We start from the raw sequence: 15,825 nt of genomic DNA on the forward strand, positions 1-15,825 counted from the left end.
GGTCGAACCGGTCCCTAACCCGGGTCGCCGGCGAGGTTCTGCTCGCCGCGGGTGGCACTGGTCGTGGTGTGGCTGCCGGACAGGTGGCGTGCGGTGTTGACGAGCCCGACCATGCTGAACGCCTGCGGGGTGTTGCCCAGCTGGCGCCCGAGCCGCGTGTCGAACTCCTCGCTGAGCAGGCCGACGTCGTTGCGCAGACCGAGCAGCCGCTCGAACAGCTCCTCCGCCTCGCCGGTGCGCCCGTCGCCGTGCAGGGCGTCGGCCAGCCAGAAGGAGCACGCGAGGAAACTGCCCTCGCCGCCGGGCAGCCCGTCCACGCCGCCGTCGGCCGACGGGTCGTACCGCAGCAGGAGCCCGTCGCGGCACAGCTCGCGGCGGACGGCCTCCACCGTGCCCCGCACCCGGGGATCCCGCCAGGGCAGGAACCCGACGCGCGGGATCAGCAGCAGCGCCGCGTCCAGCCCGCGCGAGCCGTAGAACTGGGTGAACGTCTCGCGGTCCGGGTCGTAGCCGTGCTCGCACACCTCGCGGTGAATCCGGTCGCGCAGCGCCCGCCACTGCCCGACCGGCCCGTCCAGGTGCTGCCGTTCCACGGTGCGCACCGCCCGGTCCAGCCCGGCCCACGCCATCACCTTGGAGTGCACGAACTGCCGCCGCGGGCCACGCACCTCCCAGAGGCTGTTGTCGGGCTGGTCCCAGTGCCCCTCCAGGAAGTCCAGCAGCGCCCGCTGCACGTCCCACGCGACGTGCTCGGTGGGCAGGCCCGCTTCCCGCGCCAGGTGCAGGCCGTCGAGCACCTCGCCCCACACGTCGAGCTGGAACTGGCCCGCGGCCGCGTTGCCGGACCGCACCGGCGCCGACTTCTCGTACCCGGACAGCCAGTCCAGTTCGGACTCCGGCATCCGCCGGGTGCCGTCCAGCCCGTACATGATCTGCAGCTTCGACGCGTCCCCGGCGACCGCGCGGACCAGCCATTCCCGCCAGGCGCGGGCTTCCTCGGTGAACCCGGTGCCCAGCAGCGCCTGCAGGGTGAACGTCGCGTCGCGCAGCCAGCAATACCGGTAGTCCCAGTTGCGCGGCCCGCCGAGCTGTTCGGGCAGCGACGTGGTGGCGGCGGCGACGATCCCGCCGGTCGGGTCGTAGGTGAGGGCCTTGAGCGTGATCAGCGCGCGCCGCACCGCGGCGGACCACCGGCCGCGGTAGGTGCAGCGGGAGATCCACCCGGCCCAGAGCCGCTCGGTGTCGTCCAGGGCCCGGCCGGGGTCGACGCGGGCCGGGGCAGGCAGGTGCGAGGCCCGGTGGGTGAGCACGAACGGCACCCGCTCCCCGGCGGCGACGCTGAACTCGCCGCTGATCACCCCGTCCCGGTCGGACACCGGCGCGGAGGTGCGCAGCCACACCGCGTCCGGGCCGGCGACCGCGGCCAGCCGGTCGTGGTCGCGCCGCACCCACGGCTTGACCGAGCCGTAGTCGAACCGCAGCCGCATCGTCGAGCGCATCGGGACCCGGCCGGACACGCCCTCCACGATGCGGACCACGTCCGGTGCCTCGGCGCGGGGCGGCATGAAGTCGGTGACGCGGACGGTGCCCTCGGCGGTGTCCCACTCGGTGTCCAGGATCAGCGAGTCGCCGCGGTAGGACCGCCGGGTGGCCGGGCCACCGCCGGCCGGGGCGAGCTGCCAGTGCCCGGCGCGCTCCTCGTCGAGCAGTGCCGCGAAGCAGGCGGGTGAGTCGAAGCGCGGCAGGCACAGCCAGTCGACGGAGCCGTGCCGGGACACCAGCGCCGCGGTGTGCAGGTCGCCGAGCAGGGCGTAGTCCTCGATCGCTGCCATCGCTTCGCTCACTCCCCGCCGGTGAGGGTGACGACGACCTTGACGTCGTCCTGGCCCGCGGTGAACGCCTCCGCCGCCCGCGCCAGCGGCACCCGCCGGGTGACCAGGTTCGCCAGCCACTCCGGGTCGGCCTTGGCCAGCGCCTCCGCGCCCTGGTGGTAGTGCCGCAGGTTCGCGTTCACCGAGCCCAGCACCACGTCGTTCTCCAGCACGATTTCGCGGTTGAGCGCGCCCGCGTCGACCGGCAGCGACCGTCCGGCGGCCGACACGCCGGTCAGGCACACGATGCCGTAGGCGGCGTTGTGCCGCATGACGTCGAGGACGACGCTGCCCACGCCGGTCGCCTCGATCACCACGTCGGGTTCCAGGCGCTCGGCGACCTCGTCGGCAGGCTCGGTGTGGTAGGTCGCGCCCAGCGCCCGCACCAGCCGCGGTTTCGGCCCGGTGCCCACCCGGTCCAGGACGTGCACGTCGAGCCCGCGCTGCACCCCGAGCAGGGCCGCCAGCAGGCCGATCGGCCCGGCACCGGTCACCAGCACGCGCTTGGGGTCGAACCAGGCCCGGGCACCGACGCGTTCCACCTGCTCCCACGCCTTGGCCACGACGGTGGTCGGTTCCAGCAGCATCCCGGTCCGCTCCAGCCGCGGGTCCACCGGCACCGCGTAGTCCTGTTCGACCGTCCACAGTTCACTGCCGTAACCGTGCCGCTGCTTGATGCCGCGCTCGGTGTAACGGCCGTTGCGGCACATGTCGAACTCGCCGTGCGCGCACGCCCCGCACGGCACCGGGTCGGGCCGCCGCACCACGCCGACGACGAGGTCGCCGGGCTGGAACCGGCTGCCGGGTGGCGCCTGCCGGACCCGGCCGAGAGACTCGTGGCCGAGCACCAGCCGGTCCGCGCCGTCGGGGGACCAGCCGTAGGCGCCGCCCACGATCTCCTTGTCGGTGCCGCACACGCCCAGCGCGAGACCCTGGACGAGGAGCTCACCTGCACCCGGTTCCGGATCGGGCAGGTCGGACACCCGCAGCGAACCGGGCTGCTGGGGGACGACGGTGAGTGCACGCACGGTTCAGTCCTTTCCGTAGGGTTCCAGGTCCGCGGCCTTGAGCGTGAGCCCGTGGCCGGGGACGTCCGGGTCCGGCCGGACCCGACCACCGGCCGGGTCGAGCGCGCCGTCGAGGAACGCGGACTCGATGCGGTCGTGGTCGGCGAACCATTCCAGGTGGCGGAAGTTCGGCGTGGCGACGGCGGCGTGCGCGGACAGGTTGGGCGCGCAGTGCCCGGACACCTCGAGCCCGGCGGCCGCGGCCACCGCGGCCGCCCGCCGCCATTCGGTGTAGCCACCGCAGCGGGTCACGTCGATCTGCAGGCAGTCCACCGCGCCCGCCCGCACCATCCGTCCGAAGTAGACCAGGTCGTAGCCGTACTCACCGGCCGCCACGTCAATCGTGGTCGCCCGCCGCAGCTCGGCGAGCCCCTCCAGGTCGTCACTGGAGACCGGTTCCTCGAACCAGCGCACGTCGTGCCCGGCGAGCCGCCGCGCCACCCGCCGGGCCTGCCCGCGCGTGTAGCCGCCGTTCGCGTCGACGTAGAGCTCCGTGCCGTCCCCGATCACCTCGCGGGCGGTGGCGACCCGGGCCAGGTCGCGGTCCACGTCCTGGCCCCCGTCCTGCCCGATCTTGATCTTCACCCGCGGGATCCGCTGCTCGTGCACCCACCGGTCCAGCTGGTCGCGCAGCTCGCCGGTGCTCTGGCTGGTGAACCCGCCGCTGCCGTAGAGGGCCGCGTCCTGGTGCGCCCGCCCGAGCAGCCGGCTCAGCGCGACACCGAGCACCCGCGCGGCCGCGTCCCACAGCGCGATGTCGACGGCGGACATCGCGCAGGAGACCAGCCCGGGGCGGCCGAGGTTGCGGATCCGCCGCTGCATCGCCGACCAGGCCGCGGGCACGTCCAGCACGTCCTGGCCGAGCACCGCCGGGGCGAGCGTGCCGTGGATGAGCGGCACGCAGGAGGCGTCGGCGTAGGTCCAGCCGAGACCGGTGGTGCCGGCGGCGCGGACCTCCACGACGACCATCGTCGTGGCGTCCCAGGTCAGCGTGCCGTCGGATTCCGGTTCGGGCGTCGGGATCCGGTAGGCGCGCGCGTCGACCGCCTCGATCGCGGTCATGACCGCCCGCCCGGCAGCATCTCCTGCGCCTTGGTCTTCACGCCCTGCACGACCAGGTGGAACGCATCCGGATCGCCCTTGAGCACGGCCTCGGTCACAGACCGGACCTGGTCGAGGGTGGCGTGCGGCGGGATCGGCGGCACGTCCGGGTCGCAGCGCACGTCCAGCAGCGCGGGCCCGTCCGCGGCCAGCGCGTGGTCCCACGCCGGGCCGAGCCGCTCCGGGTCGTCGACCCCGATCGCGTCCAGCCCGAGCGACCGCGCGAACCCGGCGTAGTCGACGTCCGGCAGCGACTGCGACTGCTCGAACTTCGGCGCGCCGCCCATGGCCCGCAGCTCCCAGGTGACCTGGTTGAGGTCGTTGTTGTGGAACACGCACACCACCAGCCGCGGATCGGGCCACAGGTCGCGGTACCGGGCGATGGTGATCAGCTCGGCCAGGCCGTTCATCTGCATCGCGCCGTCGCCGACCAGCGCGATCACCGGCCGGTCCGGGCAGGCGAACTTCGCCCCGATCGCGTACGGCACACCCGGTCCCATGGTGGCCAGGGTGCCCGACAACGAGCCACGCATGCGGTCGCGCATCCGGAGGTTGCGGGCGTACCAGTTGGCGGCCGAACCGGAGTCGGACGTGACGATGGCATCGCCGGGGATCCGTTCGGACAGCTCGGCGACCACCCGCATCGGGTTCACCGGCCGGGCCGCCACCTGGGCCTGCCGGTCCACGGTGTCCCACCAGGACGCGACGTCCTGCTCGATCTTCTCCCGCCACCCGCGGTCGTCCTTGCGGGTGACCAGCGGGATCAGGGCGCGCAGGGTCGCCACGGCGTCCCCGACCAGGTTCACCTCGGTCGGGTACCGCATGCCGATGAACCGGCCGTCGATGTCGATCTGGACGGCGCGGGCCTGGCCGAACTCGGGCAGGAACTGGCTGTACGGGAAGTTCGAGCCCACGATCAGCAGCGTGTCGCAGTCGCGCATCATCTCGTAGCTCGGCCGGGTGCCGAGCAGTCCGATCGAGCCGGTGACGTAGGGCAGGTCGTCGGGCAGGACGTCCTTGCCCAGCAACGCCTTCGCCACTCCGGCGCCGGTCAGCTCGGCGATCTCCCGGACCTCGGCGGCGGCGTTGCGCGCCCCCTGGCCGACCAGGATCGCCACCTTCTCCCCGGCGCCCAGCACCTCGGCCGCGCGGCGCACCTCCTCCGCCGGAGGTACCGGCGTGCTGTGCACCAGGCTCGGCGGGCTGGAGGGCACCTGCTTGAACGCGTGCTTCGGTGCCGTGTATGGCTCCTCCTGCAGATCGGCCGGAATGATCACCGCCGTCGGACAGCGCTGCGCGTACGCGGTGCGAATGGCGCGGTCGAGCGCGTTGGGCAGCTGCTCGGCGACGTTGACCTCCACCAGGTACTCGCCGGCCACGTCCTTGTACAACGATTGCAGGTCGACTTCCTGCTGGTAGCTGCCGCCCATGGCGCTGCGCGCGGTCTGTCCCACGATCGCCACCACCGGGACGTGGTCGAGCTTGGCGTCGTAGAGCCCGTTGAGCAGATGGATGGCGCCCGGCCCCGAGGTCGCCATGCACACCCCGACGTGCCCGCTGAACTTGGCGTACCCCACCGCCTCGAACGCGGCCATCTCCTCATGACGGGCCTGCACGAACCGGGGCCGGTCGTCCGCCTTGCCGAACGCGGCGACGATCCCGTTGATCCCGTCGCCCGGGTAGGCGAAAACCTGCTCCACACCCCATTCCCGCAGGCGCCGCAACACGTGGTCGGCGACCGTTTCGGACATGCTGTCCTCCTCACCGCACGGGCGCGCCCGTGCCTCGTCGGATCGCGGTGGCCAGCAGCTCCGCCAGGTGGACACCCTCGTGACCGCCGCTGTCGAACTCGTGGATCTGGGTGCGGCAGCTGAACCCGTCGGCGAGCACCGCCGTGCCGGGGTCCGCGTCCCGCAGCGCGGGCAGCAGGACGCGTTCCGCGCACGCCTTGCTCACGTCGAGGTGACCGCGTTCGAAGCCGAAGTTGCCGGCCAGCCCGCAGCAGCCGGAGTCCAGGCGCCGCACCCGGGCGCCCGCCCGCCGCAGCAGTTCCTCGTCGGCGTCCCAGCCGAGCACGGCGTGCTGGTGGCAGTGCACCTGCGCCACCGCCTCGGTCCCCGCCAGCGACGGGGGCCGGTAGCCGGGGGAGTGCTGGGTGAGCAGCTCGGCGAGCGTGACGGTCTGCCCGCGCAGCCGGCGCACGTCGTGGTCGCCGGGGAACAGCTCCGGGGCGTCCCCGCGGAACACCGTGGTGCAGCTGGGTTCCAGGCCCAGCACCAGCCCGCCCTGCCGCAGGTGCGGCGCCAGCGCGCGGACCGTGCGGCGCAGCACCCGTTTCGCCGTGGCGAGCTGACCGGTGGAGATCCAGGTCAGCCCGCAGCACAGTGCGCGCCCCGGCATCTCCACCCGCCAGCCGGCGTCCTCGGCCAGTTCGACCGCGGCCCGGCCGATGTGCGGGTGGAACAGGTTGGTGAAGGTGTCCGGCCACAGCAGGACCGTGCCGCGCGCGCCGCTGCCGCGCGGGCCGCGGCGGGCGAACCACTGCTGCAGGCTCTGGCGCGCGAACCGCGGCAGCTCGCGGTGCTCCACGCCCGCCGCGCTCGTCGCCAGGCGGGCCGCCCCGGGCGCGTGGGTCAGCGCGTTGACCACCGGTGCGAGCCGGGTCCGCGACACCGCCTGCGCGATCAGCGGCAGCCAGCCCATCGTCAGGTCCGAGCGGGGGCGCTCCCACGGGCGGTGCCGGTAGTGGTGCGCCAGGAACTCCGCCTTGTAGGTCGCCATGTCGACGTTGGCCGGGCAGTCGGTCTTGCAGCCCTTGCAGGCCAGGCACAGGTCGAGGGCCTCGCGCACCTCGGTCGAGCGCCACCCGTCGGTGATCGGCCCGTCGGCGTGACCGCCCAGCATCTCGAACAGCAACCGCGCCCGGCCCCGTGTGGAGTGCTCCTCCTCGCCGGTGACCTGGTACGACGGGCACATCACCTGGCCGCCCTGCGTGACGTGCTGGCGGCACCGGCCCACCCCGACGCACCGGTTGGCGGCCTCGGCGAACGAGCCGCCGTCGTGCGGGAACCGGAAGTACAACCCCTGCGGATCCGCCGGGGACCAGTCGCTGCCCAGGCGCAGATCGGCGTCCAGCGGATGCGGGGCGACCACCTTGCCCGGGTTCATCCGGTCGCCCGGGTCGAAGATCGCCTTCAGCTGCCCGAACGCCCGCACCACGTCCACGCCGAACATGCGCGGCAGCAGCTCGCCACGCGACTGCCCGTCGCCGTGCTCGCCGGACAGCGAACCACCGAACTCGGACACCACGTCGGCCGCGCGTTCCATGAACTTCCGGTAGGTGGCCACCCCGCCCGCGGTGTAGAGGCCGAACGGGATGCGGGTGTGCACGCAGCCCTGGCCGAAGTGGCCGTAGAGGCTGGGGCCGGTGTCGCTGGCGTACCCGAACTCCTCGTACAGCGCGGAGAGCCGGCGCAGGTAGTCGCCGAGCCGGTCCGGCGCGACGGCCGAGTCCTCCCAGCCTTCGAACGTGTCGGGCCGGCCCGGCAGGTGGGCGGTCGCGCCGAGCCCGGCCTCGCGGACCCGCCACAGCTCCTGCTCGCGGTCCGGGTTGTCGAGGAAGGCCACGTCGGCGTCGTGGTCGCTGTCGCGCAGCTCGTCGAGCATGGTGCGGGCCTGCGCCTCGGCCTCGTCGGGGGTCTTGGCGGCGAACTGCACCATCAGGAACGCGCGGCCACGGGGCAGCTGCGTTAGCGCCTCCGGGTTGAGGTGCTTGATCTGCTCGTCGCGGATGAGCTTGGAGTCCAGGCCCTCCAGCGCGACCGGCTCGTGCGGCAGGATCGCCGGCACCGCGTCCGCGGCCCTGTCCACACTGGAATAGCCCAGTACCACCAGCGTGCGGTGTTCCAGCACCGGAACCAGTTCCAGCTTCGCGCGCAGCACGGTCACCAGGGTCGACTCGCTGCCCACCAGCAGGCCCGCGACGTCGAAGCCGTGCTCCGGCAGCAGCGAGTCGAGGTTGTAGCCGGACACCCGGCGCGGGATGTCGGGGAAACGGGCGCGGATCTCGTCGGCGTAGCGGTCACGCAGCCGGCGCAGCTGGCGGTAGATCTCCGCGCGCCGGTCGCCGCGGTGCTCGATGCGGTGGTACTCCTCGTCGCCGGTCTTGCCGCACCAGAAGCGCGTGCCGTCGTAGCAGAGCACCTCCAGGGCCGCGATGTTGTCCACGACCTTGCCGGTGCGCTGCGCGGTGGCGCCGCACGAGTTGTTGCCGATCATGCCGCCGATCGTGCAGTTCATGTGTGTCGCCGGTTCCGGGCCGAACCGCAGGCCGGTGGGGGCGAGGTGCCGGTTGAGGTCGTCGAGCACGATGCCCGGCTGCACCACGCAGGTGCGGGCCTCGGCGTCGACGGACTCCACGTGGTGGCAGTACTTCGACCAGTCCAGCACCACCGCGGTGTTGGTGCACTGGCCGGCCAGGCTGGTGCCGCCGCCCCGGGACAGCACCGGCGCGCCGTGCTCCCGCGCCACCGCGACCGCCGCCACCGCGTCCTCCGGCGTCCGCGGCACCACGACACCGATGGGCACCTGGCGGAAGTTGGACGCGTCGGTCGAGTAGGCCGCCCGGCTGCCCGCGTCGAACCGCACCTCACCCGCGACGCGGGCACGCAGCGCGCTCTCCAGCGCGGTCACGTCCACCTCGGGCGTCACCGGCCGGACGACCGGATCCGGCAGGTCTGTCGTCATGGTCCCTCCCGCTGCGCGTTGTGGCCGCCGTCGCAGTCGGGTTATCCTGATTTGCGTGACGCAAACGTGCTCGGTCGGCGATGAGGCGGAAACCGTCCTCGGGGCGCTGCAGGTCATGGTGGGGATCGCGGACGCGTCGGTGGAGCGGGTGATCGGCGAACTCACCCTGACCCAGTTCCGCGCGCTGCGGATCGTCGTCGAGCAGACGCCCATCACGCTGAGCAGGGTGGCCGAGCAGGTGGGCGTGAACCCGTCCTCGATGACCCGGGCCTGTGACCGGCTGGTGGCGGAGGACCTGCTGCGGAAGGCGCCGAACCCGCTGAACAAGCGGGAGACGCTGCTCGCGCCGACCGCGCACGGGCGGCAGATCGTGCAGCGGGTGCACACCGACCGGCTCGGTGCGCTGACGGCCGTCCTGGACCGGCTCGACCCGGCCGAGCGGGCCGGGGTGGTGCGCGCCATGGAACGGTTCGCGACCGCCGCCGAATTCCTGCGCGATGCAAACAATCTTCCGGAAAGTGGCTGGGGCGGGTCGCCCCCGTCCTGAGGCGGTGCATCGACGGTGGTGCCGGATCCCCGCAACTCCCCCGGCCTGGCGGTCGAGGCGCTGCGCCGCGACCACGCGATCGTGGTGCGGCTGGCGGGGGAGCTGGACCTGGCGACCGTGCCGCGGCTGCGGCAGGCCCTCGCGGCTGCGCTCGCCGAGCGGCCCGCGTTGCTGGTGGTCGATCTGTCGGCCGTCGAGTTCCTGGCCGCCGCCGCGATCGGGGAGCTGGTGTCGGCCCGTCAGGGCGGGGGAGGGGCCACCCGGATCCGCCTGGTGGCGACGCGCGCCGCGATCCGCCGGCCGCTGGAGATCACCGGCGTGACCCGGGAGATCCCGGTGTGCCGCACGGTGTGCCAGGCGCTGGCGGAGTGACCGGGCCTGGTCAGTTCGGTGACCGGGGCGGCCCGGGAGCGCGCAGCGTGGAGAAGTCCGTGTCCAGTTCGTCCTGCAGGAGGGCGGCGGCCCGGTGCACGCTGCACGCCAGGTCCTCCGCCGCGGCGGCGGCCTCGTCGAGTGCCGCGAGCCGCGCGGTGCTGATGCCCGGCCGGGCGCGGACGTCGCGCCGCCGGAGGTCCAGGATCCGGACGAACTCCCCGGCCTCGATCGCCATCTGCCGGAGCCGCCGCTCCCACGCTTCCTCGCTGTCGCCGGGGCGCGCCCGGTCCTCGTCCGTGGCGGGAAGCGGGATGCCGGGCATCCGCTGCCGCGCCGTGCTCGTGGGCTGATCGGCGATATCCGTCATAACCCCTCCACGGGTGGCTCACCACGACCGGCTGCCGCGCCGGGGTCCGGAGCGCTTGTCCGCACCCTAACTCGAAATCCGGCTGATCGCCAAGGTCCCGCCGGGCGGCCGGCTGCCGTCCACTTCGGACTCGCGTGGGGCGGTCGCGTGGGGCGGTCGTGGTGGGACGGCGCGAAACCGGCCGGCGCCCGGTCGGGCGCCGGCCGGTGGTGACCCGGTCCTCAGCCGATCGCGCTGCGGAAGCCGCGCAGCCGCAGGCTGTTGCTCACCACGAAGACCGAGCTGAACGCCATCGCGGCGCCGGCGATCATCGGGTTGAGCAGGCCGGCCGCAGCCAGCGGGAGGGCCGCGACGTTGTAGGCGAAGGCCCAGAACAGGTTGCCCTTGATGGTGCGCAGGGTGCGCCGGGCCAGCCGGATCGCGTCGGCCGCGACGCGGAGGTCGCCGCGCACCAGGGTGAGGTCGCTGGCTTCGATGGCGACGTCGGTGCCGGTGCCCATCGCCAGGCCGAGGTCGGCCTGGGCGAGCGCGGCGGCGTCGTTGACCCCGTCACCGACCATCGCCACGACCTTGCCCTCGCCCTGCAGGCGCCGGACCACGTCGACCTTGTCCTTGGGCAGGACCTCGGCGATCACCTCGCCGATGCCGACCTCGGCGGCGGCCGCCTCGGCCACGGCCTGGTTGTCCCCGGTCAGCAGGACCGGGGTGAGCCCGAGCCCGCGCAGCTGCCGGATCGCCTCGGCCGAGGTGGGCTTGACGGTGTCGGCGACGACCAGCACCGCCCGTGCCCGGCCGTCCCAGCCGACCGCGACGGCCGTCTTGCCCTGCCGCTCGGCCGCCGCCTTGGCGTCGGCGAGCTCGGCGGGCAGGTGCTGGCCCCAGTCCGCCAGCAGCGCGGTGCGGCCGACGAGCACGGCCGTGCCGTCGACGACGCCCTGCACTCCCAGGCCCTCGACGTTGGTGAACCCCTCCACCGCGGGCAGGTCGCCCACCTTCTCCCGGGCGCCCGCCGCGATGGCCTGGGCGATCGGGTGCTCCGAGGCGTTCTCCAGCGCCCCGGCCAGGCGCAGCACCTCGGCGGTGTCCACGTCCTCGGCGGCGTGCACCTCGGTCAGGGCCATCTTCCCGGTGGTCACGGTGCCGGTCTTGTCCAGCACGATCGTGTCGACGCGGCGGGTGGACTCCAGCACCTCGGGGCCCTTGATGAGGATGCCGAGCTGCGCGCCCCGGCCGGTGCCCACCAGCAACGCGGTCGGCGTGGCCAGGCCCAGCGCGCAGGGGCAGGCGATGATCAGCACCGCGACGGCCGCGGTGAACGCCGCCGACACCGTGCCGCCCGCGCCGAGCCAGAACGCCAGCGTCCCGGCGGCGAGGGCGATGACGATCGGCACGAACACGGCCGAGATCCGGTCGGCCAGCCGCTGCACGGCCGCCTTGCCGGTCTGCGCCTCCTCGACCAGCTTCGCCATCTGGGCGAGCTGGGTGTCCGCGCCGATGCGGGTGGCCCGCACGACCAGCCGCCCGCCGGAGTTCACCGTCGCCCCGGTCACCGCGTCGCCCGGACCGACCTCGACCGGGACCGACTCGCCGGTGAGCATGCTCGCGTCGACCGCCGAGCTGCCCTCGGTGATCACCCCGTCGGTGGCGATCTTCTCTCCGGGCCGGACCACGAACTCCTCGCCCACGGCCAGCTGCTCGACGGGAATGCGCTCCTCTCGGCCGCCGCGCAGCACCGCCACGTCCTTGGCGCCCAGTTCGAGCAGCGAGCGCAGTGCCGCCCCGGCCCGCCGCTTGGAGCGGGCCTCGAAGTAGCGGCCGGCCAGGATGAACGTGGTCACCCCGGCGGCGACCTCGAGGTAGATGCTGCCGTCCCCGCTCATCCGTTCGATGGTGAGCTCGAACGGGTGCGTCATGCCCGGCGTGCCGGCGCTGCCGAACAGCAGTGCGTACAGCGACCAGGCGAACGCGGCGAGCGTCCCCATCGAGATCAGCGTGTCCATGGTGGCCGCGCCGTGCCGCAGGTTCATCCACGCGGCGCGGTGGAACGGCCACGCGGCCCAGACGATCACCGGCGCCGCGAGCGTCAGCGAGATCCACTGCCAGTAGGTGAACTGGAGCGCCGGGACCATCGCCAGCGCGATCACCGGCACCGACAGCACCACCGACCCGATCAGCCGCTGCCGCAGGGGCGCGGTGGGGTCCTCCTCGGGGGCCGCGGCCGGTTCCGCGGTCCGCGGCCGGGGCAGCTCCGCCGAGTAGCCCGCCGCCTCGACCTGGGCGACCAGGGCGGCGGGGTCGAGGTCGGCGGGGAAGGTGACCTTCGCCTTCTCGGTGGCGTAGTTGACGGTCGCGGTGACCCCGTCGAGCTTGTTGAGCTTGCGCTCGATCCGCATCGCGCACGAGGCGCAGGTCATGCCGCCGATCGCCAGCTCGACGTCGCGGGCCGGCGCGGCCTGCCGCAGGTCCGAGGTCATCGCGACGCTCCTTCCGGTCCGTGCCCGTGCCCGTGGCCGGCACCCGGGTCCGCCGGCGCGGTCCCGGCAGTGGACCCACTGGGCGCCGTGGACCCAGTGGGCAGTGCGGGCACTGTGGGCACGGTGAACTCGGCCGTGCGGACCGTGCCGTCGTGCTGGAAGTCCAGGAACAGCCGGTAGGTGCCGGCCGAGGGGGCTTCCGCGTAGAAGGTCACGGCCGGCCCGGGTTGCGTCTTCCCGTCGCCCGGGCTGCCGTCGGGGTGGACGTGGAGGTAGGCCAGGTCGCCTTCGCGCAGCGCCACCAGGTGCCCGTAGGCGCCCAGGTAGGGCTGCAGGTCGGTGACGTCGTGGCCGTCCTTGGTGACCGTGGCGGTGACCTTCGACGTGCCGCCCGGGGCCAGGTCGCCGTCCAGCCGCACCTCGTAGCCGTCCACCTGCGCGACGCGCGAGGGCTGGTAGGTCCGCGGCTGGAAGTCGCCGGCCGCGGCCAGGTCGACGCCCAGGGTCGTGGCCTCGCCCCCGGCCGGGGTGAAGTCGGCGAAGGCGCGGTAGCTGCCGGCGTCGGCCACGTCGAGCGGCACGGTCCAGGTGCCGTCCGCCGCCATCTCCGGGTGCACGTGCCGGAAGCCCGCGGTGTCGCGGCGCACCACGATGAGGTGCATGCGCTTGTCGTGCTCGACGTCGAACGCGGTGACCGCCCGGCCGTCGGGCCCGGTGATCCGGAAGGCGAACTGGTTGGTGGTCCCGGCGGTCAGCATCGTGCTGGTGGGCGTGAGGGTGTAACCGCCCCTGGACGACGCCAGCCCGGCGGGCTGATCGGGGTGTGCGGTCTCCGCGACAGTGCCGCTGTGGCTGTCCCCGTGCGTGGCCTCCTCGGGGCCGCGCGTGCCGGCTTCGCCGGTGACGGGACCGACAGCGGTGCCGATCGCCCAGGCGCCACCGGCGACCAGGACGAGCGCCGCACCGTAGGCGGAGAGCTTCCCTGCAGTGTTCATGACATTCCTGTCCTCGGGCTGCCGCTACGCGGTCAGCTGGTATCCGGCTTCCTCGACGGCGGCGCGCACCGCGTCGGTGGTGATTTCCTGCTCGCTGGTGACGGTGACCTTGCCGGTGGGCAGGTCCACGGCGACGCCGGTGACGCCGGGGATCTCGCCGACCTCCTCGCTCACCGAGCGCACGCAGTGCTCGCAGGTCATGCCGGTCACGGTGTAGGTCTGCTGGGTCATCTGTCTCGTCCTTTCGATGGTCAGGAACGCACCAGCCGGGCGATGGCCTCGCTCGCCTCGCGCACCTTCGCGTCCGCCGTGTCGCCACCGGTCGCGATGGCTTCGGCCACGCAGTGCTTGAGGTGCTCGTCCATCAGGCCCAGCGACACCGATTGCAGGGCCTTCGTCGCCGCCGCGATCTGGGTCAGCACGTCGATGCAGTACTCGTCGTGCTCGACCATCCGCTGCAGCCCCCGGATCTGGCCCTCGATCCGGCGCAGCCGCGTGAGGTAGCCGTCCTTGTCGCTCGTGTAACCCCGCATCGTCCTTCTCCTCACGTCCGCCGACCTGATCTTTATACCCTAGGGGGGTAGCCCAAATCAACCCTACCCCCGCACGGTATCTAGACCGGAGACCGCGGCTCGGCGGGGGAACGGCACCGGGGGTGCGGAGTCCGGAACCCGCACCCCCGGCCGGGCCCTCAGTCCAGGCAGAACTCGTTGCCCTCGATGTCCCGCATCGGGATGCAGGACTCGTTGACCCCGTCGGCGAGCAGGACCTGCACGCACACCGCGCCGAGCGCTTCCAGCCGGGCGCGCTCGGCCTGGAGCGCGGCGAGGCGCTCCTCGCCGGTGAGCCCGGTGCCCACCCGCACGTCCAGGTGGACCCGGTTCTTGACGACCTTGCCCTCCGGAACGCGCTGGAAGAACAACCGCGGGCCCACCCCGGTGGGGTCGACGCAGGCGAACGCCGCACCCTGGTGCTCGGCCGGCAGCGAGCGGTCGAACTCGGTCCACGTGGCGAACCCGGGCGGGGGCGGCGGCACCACGTACCCCAGTACTTCGCACCAGAACCGGGCGACCCGCTCGGGTTCGGCGCAGTCGAAGGTGACCTGGAACTGTCTGATCGACGTCATCGCGCCACCCTAGTTACGCGGCCGTGCGGCTCGTCCCGGTGATGCCGTGGCCATCGGGGGTACCGTGGGCGGGCACGCCGGACACGAGGAGCGCGACCATGGACGCCGGGGGCGGGTTCGACCGCGACGCCTTCCGTGCGTTCGTGCGGGCGCACCACCCGGACGTGGGCGGCGACCCGGAGGTCTTCCGCGAGGGGCTGCGCCGCTTCCAGGCGGCCCGGTCCCGCCCCGCCGCGCGGACCGGCCGCATCGTGTTCGTCCGCCGCCGCCGCGGTCTCGCCGGGCTGGTGCAGCGCTGGCACGAGGCGAGCCGGCGTCGCCGACGGCCTCCGCGCGTGCGCTGACCACCCGTGGCGCCCTGCCGGCGTCCGTCCGTGACATCCCGGAAGAATTTTTCCCGGGGAGTGTCGAATCCGGTCGTGCTCGATCGATGCATTGACACCAGAGCGGACCGCAACATCTGAGGAGAAACCATGCGCACCCTGATCAGCACCGCGTTCGTCTCGCTCGACGGCGTCGTCGAGGCGCCCGGCGGGGAGCCGGGCTACCGCAACAGCGGCTGGACCTTCCAGGACATCGAGTTCGACGCGGCCGCCTACGAGATCAAGGGCCGCGAGCAGGGCGAGGCCACGGCGATGCTGATGGGCCGGGTGTCCTACCAGGCGTTCGCGCCGGTCTGGCCGGGCATGACCACCGAGTTCGCCGGCTACAACGCCATGCCCAAGTACGTGGTGTCGACCACGCTGAAGGAGGAGGACCTGATCGGCAACTGGGGCGAGATCAGCATCCTCCGCTCCCTGGACGACGTCGCGGCGCTGAAGGAGACCGACGGCGGCCCGATCATCCTGCACGGCAGCGCGACCCTCAACCGGCACCTGTCCGACGCGGGCCTGATCGACCGCTACCACCTGCTGGTGTTCCCGGTCCTGCTCGGCGCCGGCAAGCGCCTGTTCAGCGACACCGACAAGGACAAGCAGCGCCTGGCGCTGCGGGAGAGCGAAGGCTACCGCAACGGGGTCCAGAAGCTGGTCTACGACGTCGTCCGCTGACCCGCCGGGGCGCCGGGCGCTCGGCCCGGTTGCCGCGGACGGAGGGTGATCTGCTGTGATGATGTCCGGGCCGGCCGACCGCCGGCCCGGACATCGGGCGTTCCTGG

The 15,825-nt window shown here is 73.2% G+C and carries 15 protein-coding genes; 4 read left to right on the forward strand and 11 right to left on the reverse strand.

Features of this window, described 5'->3' with window-relative positions; genetic code table 11:
* Positions 1-14: 14 nt before the first annotated feature.
* From FHX45_RS26050 to FHX45_RS26070, 5 genes are read right to left on the reverse strand one after another with little or no spacing between them, the layout of a single operon-like run.
* Complete coding sequence (locus FHX45_RS26050) at positions 15-1,832, reverse strand: glycoside hydrolase family 15 protein (protein WP_167107292.1); 1,818 nt, start codon at positions 1,830-1,832, stop codon at positions 15-17.
* 8 nt (positions 1,833-1,840) lie between these two features.
* A complete protein-coding gene (locus FHX45_RS26055; protein ID WP_167107294.1) occupies positions 1,841-2,899 on the reverse strand; it encodes an alcohol dehydrogenase catalytic domain-containing protein in 1,059 nt (352 codons plus the stop codon).
* 3 nt (positions 2,900-2,902) lie between these two features.
* Positions 2,903-4,000 (reverse strand): enolase C-terminal domain-like protein, encoded by a 1,098-nt coding sequence (locus tag FHX45_RS26060; RefSeq protein ID WP_167107296.1) that lies wholly within the window; start codon positions 3,998-4,000, stop codon positions 2,903-2,905.
* A complete protein-coding gene (locus FHX45_RS26065; protein ID WP_167107298.1) occupies positions 3,997-5,790 on the reverse strand; it encodes a thiamine pyrophosphate-requiring protein in 1,794 nt (597 codons plus the stop codon). Before FHX45_RS26065 ends, FHX45_RS26060 begins: the two co-directional genes overlap by 4 nt.
* Before the next feature lie 10 nt (positions 5,791-5,800).
* Entirely contained in the window at positions 5,801-8,785 is a 2,985-nt protein-coding gene (locus FHX45_RS26070; RefSeq protein ID WP_167107300.1) for an FAD-binding and (Fe-S)-binding domain-containing protein, read from the reverse strand.
* A gap of 55 nt (positions 8,786-8,840) precedes the next feature.
* Between FHX45_RS26070 and FHX45_RS26075 the strand changes: the two genes are divergently transcribed.
* Positions 8,841-9,332 carry a MarR family transcriptional regulator gene (locus tag FHX45_RS26075; protein ID WP_167107302.1) on the forward strand — a complete coding sequence of 164 codons (492 nt, stop codon included), beginning with the start codon at positions 8,841-8,843 and terminating at the stop codon, positions 9,330-9,332.
* A 15-nt stretch (positions 9,333-9,347) separates the two neighbouring features.
* Positions 9,348-9,704 (forward strand): anti-sigma factor antagonist, encoded by a 357-nt coding sequence (locus tag FHX45_RS26080; RefSeq protein ID WP_167107304.1) that lies wholly within the window; start codon positions 9,348-9,350, stop codon positions 9,702-9,704.
* 10 nt (positions 9,705-9,714) lie between these two features.
* Here FHX45_RS26080 and FHX45_RS26085 read toward each other — a convergent pair whose 3' ends face one another.
* From FHX45_RS26085 to FHX45_RS26110, 6 genes are all read right to left on the reverse strand, one after another.
* Positions 9,715-10,074, reverse strand: a complete 360-nt coding sequence (locus tag FHX45_RS26085; protein WP_167107306.1) for a hypothetical protein — start codon at positions 10,072-10,074, stop codon at positions 9,715-9,717.
* Between the two features lie 221 nt (positions 10,075-10,295).
* A complete protein-coding gene (locus FHX45_RS26090) occupies positions 10,296-12,548 on the reverse strand; it encodes a heavy metal translocating P-type ATPase (protein WP_167107308.1) in 2,253 nt (750 codons plus the stop codon).
* The gene (locus FHX45_RS26095) at positions 12,545-13,543 is read right to left on the reverse strand and encodes a DUF748 domain-containing protein (RefSeq protein ID WP_167107310.1); all 999 of its coding nucleotides are present in this window, start codon (positions 13,541-13,543) and stop codon (positions 12,545-12,547) included. Before FHX45_RS26095 ends, FHX45_RS26090 begins: the two co-directional genes overlap by 4 nt.
* Positions 13,544-13,567: 24 nt before the next feature.
* The gene (locus FHX45_RS26100) at positions 13,568-13,774 is read right to left on the reverse strand and encodes a heavy-metal-associated domain-containing protein (RefSeq protein WP_167107312.1); all 207 of its coding nucleotides are present in this window, start codon (positions 13,772-13,774) and stop codon (positions 13,568-13,570) included.
* 20 nt (positions 13,775-13,794) lie between these two features.
* Positions 13,795-14,076, reverse strand: coding sequence for a metal-sensitive transcriptional regulator (locus FHX45_RS26105; protein ID WP_167107314.1), 282 nt, complete (start codon positions 14,074-14,076; stop codon positions 13,795-13,797).
* 158 nt (positions 14,077-14,234) lie between these two features.
* Positions 14,235-14,669, reverse strand: coding sequence for a VOC family protein (locus FHX45_RS26110; RefSeq protein WP_167107316.1), 435 nt, complete (start codon positions 14,667-14,669; stop codon positions 14,235-14,237).
* A 98-nt stretch (positions 14,670-14,767) separates the two neighbouring features.
* Here FHX45_RS26110 and FHX45_RS26115 point away from each other — a divergent pair, with 98 nt between their 5' ends.
* Together FHX45_RS26115 and FHX45_RS26120 are read left to right on the forward strand one after the other, a co-directional pair.
* Entirely contained in the window at positions 14,768-15,013 is a 246-nt protein-coding gene (locus tag FHX45_RS26115) for a hypothetical protein (protein WP_167107318.1), read from the forward strand.
* Positions 15,014-15,142: 129 nt separating this feature from the next.
* Complete coding sequence (locus FHX45_RS26120) at positions 15,143-15,718, forward strand: dihydrofolate reductase family protein (protein ID WP_167107320.1); 576 nt, start codon at positions 15,143-15,145, stop codon at positions 15,716-15,718.
* Positions 15,719-15,825 lie beyond the last annotated feature (107 nt).

The sequence above is a fragment of the Amycolatopsis granulosa genome (genome assembly GCF_011758745.1).
Classification (GTDB): Bacteria; Actinomycetota; Actinomycetes; order Mycobacteriales; family Pseudonocardiaceae; genus Amycolatopsis_E; species Amycolatopsis_E granulosa.

Coding starts and splice junctions, on each gene's coding strand:
- FHX45_RS26050 (WP_167107292.1), bottom strand. CDS start 1,832: ATGGCAGCGATCGAGGACTACGCCCTGCTCGGCGACCTGCACACCGCG.
- FHX45_RS26060 (WP_167107296.1), bottom strand. CDS start 4,000: ATGACCGCGATCGAGGCGGTCGACGCGCGCGCCTACCGGATCCCGACG.
- FHX45_RS26065 (WP_167107298.1), bottom strand. CDS start 5,790: ATGTCCGAAACGGTCGCCGACCACGTGTTGCGGCGCCTGCGGGAATGG.
- FHX45_RS26070 (WP_167107300.1), bottom strand. CDS start 8,785: ATGACGACAGACCTGCCGGATCCGGTCGTCCGGCCGGTGACGCCCGAG.
- FHX45_RS26085 (WP_167107306.1), bottom strand. CDS start 10,074: ATGACGGATATCGCCGATCAGCCCACGAGCACGGCGCGGCAGCGGATG.
- FHX45_RS26090 (WP_167107308.1), bottom strand. CDS start 12,548: ATGACCTCGGACCTGCGGCAGGCCGCGCCGGCCCGCGACGTCGAGCTG.
- FHX45_RS26095 (WP_167107310.1), bottom strand. CDS start 13,543: ATGAACACTGCAGGGAAGCTCTCCGCCTACGGTGCGGCGCTCGTCCTG.
- FHX45_RS26100 (WP_167107312.1), bottom strand. CDS start 13,774: ATGACCCAGCAGACCTACACCGTGACCGGCATGACCTGCGAGCACTGC.
- FHX45_RS26105 (WP_167107314.1), bottom strand. CDS start 14,076: ATGCGGGGTTACACGAGCGACAAGGACGGCTACCTCACGCGGCTGCGC.
- FHX45_RS26110 (WP_167107316.1), bottom strand. CDS start 14,669: ATGACGTCGATCAGACAGTTCCAGGTCACCTTCGACTGCGCCGAACCC.
- FHX45_RS26115 (WP_167107318.1), top strand. CDS start 14,768: ATGGACGCCGGGGGCGGGTTCGACCGCGACGCCTTCCGTGCGTTCGTG.
- FHX45_RS26120 (WP_167107320.1), top strand. CDS start 15,143: ATGCGCACCCTGATCAGCACCGCGTTCGTCTCGCTCGACGGCGTCGTC.